The sequence below is a fragment of the Pedobacter sp. 22163 genome, assembly GCF_052045595.1.
Lineage (GTDB): Bacteria > Bacteroidota > Bacteroidia > Sphingobacteriales > Sphingobacteriaceae > Pedobacter.
This window is the reverse complement of the sequence record NZ_JBQEPM010000025.1, coordinates 1-1,828: the sequence shown is the minus strand read 5'-3', so window position 1 is coordinate 1,828 and position 1,828 is coordinate 1. Positions and strand designations below refer to the sequence as shown.

Genomic DNA, 1,828 nt, shown 5'->3' with positions numbered 1-1,828 from the left:
CTATACCTTTTTTAGAAATATCATGTTGCGTGGCGAGTAGGCGGTGCTACTCCAGAAAGGAGGTATTCCAGCCGCACCTTCCGGTACGGCTACCTTGTTACGACTTAGCCCCAGTTATCGGTTTTACCCTAGGACGCTCCTTGCGGTTACATACTTTAGGTACCCCCAACTTCCATGGCTTGACGGGCGGTGTGTACAAGGCCCGGGAACGTATTCACCGCGTCATTGCTGATACGCGATTACTAGCGAATCCAACTTCATGGGGTCGAGTTGCAGACCCCAATCCGAACTGTGAATGGCTTTGTGAGATTCGCATCATATTGCTATGTAGCTGCCCTCTGTACCATCCATTGTAGCACGTGTGTAGCCCCGGACGTAAGGGCCATGATGACTTGACGTCGTCCCCTCCTTCCTCTCTGTTTGCACAGGCAGTCTGTTTAGAGTCCCCACCATAACGTGCTGGCAACTAAACATAGGGGTTGCGCTCGTTGCGGGACTTAACCCAACACCTCACGGCACGAGCTGACGACAGCCATGCAGCACCTAGTTTCGTGTGATTGCTCACTCATTTATCTCTAAATGATTCACTAACTTTCAAGCCCGGGTAAGGTTCCTCGCGTATCATCGAATTAAACCACATGCTCCTCCGCTTGTGCGGGCCCCCGTCAATTCCTTTGAGTTTCACTCTTGCGAGCGTACTCCCCAGGTGGAACACTTAACGCTTTCGCTTAGCCGCTGACTGTGTATCGCCAACAGCGAGTGTTCATCGTTTAGGGCGTGGACTACCAGGGTATCTAATCCTGTTTGATCCCCACGCTTTCGTGCCTCAGCGTCAATAAGACCATAGTAAGCTGCCTTCGCAATCGGTGTTCTGAGACATATCTATGCATTTCACCGCTACTTGTCTCATTCCGCCTACCTCTAGTCCATTCAAGCCCATCAGTATCAAGGGCACTGCGATAGTTGAGCTACCGTCTTTCACCCCTGACTTAACAGGCCGCCTACGCACCCTTTAAACCCAATAAATCCGGATAACGCTTGGATCCTCCGTATTACCGCGGCTGCTGGCACGGAGTTAGCCGATCCTTATTCTTCCGGTACATTCAGCTATCTACACGTAGATAGGTTTATTCCCGGATAAAAGCAGTTTACAACCCATAGGGCAGTCTTCCTGCACGCGGCATGGCTGGTTCAGAGTTGCCTCCATTGACCAATATTCCTTACTGCTGCCTCCCGTAGGAGTCTGGTCCGTGTCTCAGTACCAGTGTGGGGGGCCATCCTCTCAGATCCCCTAGTCATCGTCGCCTTGGTGGGCCGTTACCCCGCCAACTAGCTAATGACACGCATGCCCATCTCAATCCCATAAATGTTTGATCATTGGATTATGCAATCCTGTGATTTTATGCGGTATTAATCCGGATTTCTCCGGGCTATCCCCCAGATTAAGGTAGGTTGCATACGCGTTACGCACCCGTGCGCCACTTTCTCATCCAGCAAGCTGGATGATATCGTTCGACTTGCATGTATTAGGCCTGCCGCTAGCGTTCATCCTGAGCCAGGATCAAACTCTCCATTGTAAAATGTGTTGTAAGATGCTGACCAGTTTTAACTATTGTTAAAAATAGTCTTCTTTTTGTTATGTTGTCTGTTAGACACCACCTTTAAAATAAAGCTACGTAATCATGTACTTTGATCGGTACTCCATTACCTCGCTACGCTACATTGACATCTCTTTTAAGAACTTGTTGACCAGGTAAGCCTCACGGCCGGTCATCTATATATCGTTAAACTTCAGTTCGGAAAAGTCTTGTTCGTCTCTCCGTGTTTC

General features: G+C 49.3%; 1 rRNA gene. It reads right to left on the bottom strand.

The window, feature by feature from the left end:
- Positions 1 to 55: 55 nt before the first annotated feature.
- Positions 56 to 1,577 (bottom strand): 16S ribosomal RNA (locus ACTJKN_RS27300).
- Positions 1,578 to 1,828: the final 251 nt, after the last annotated feature.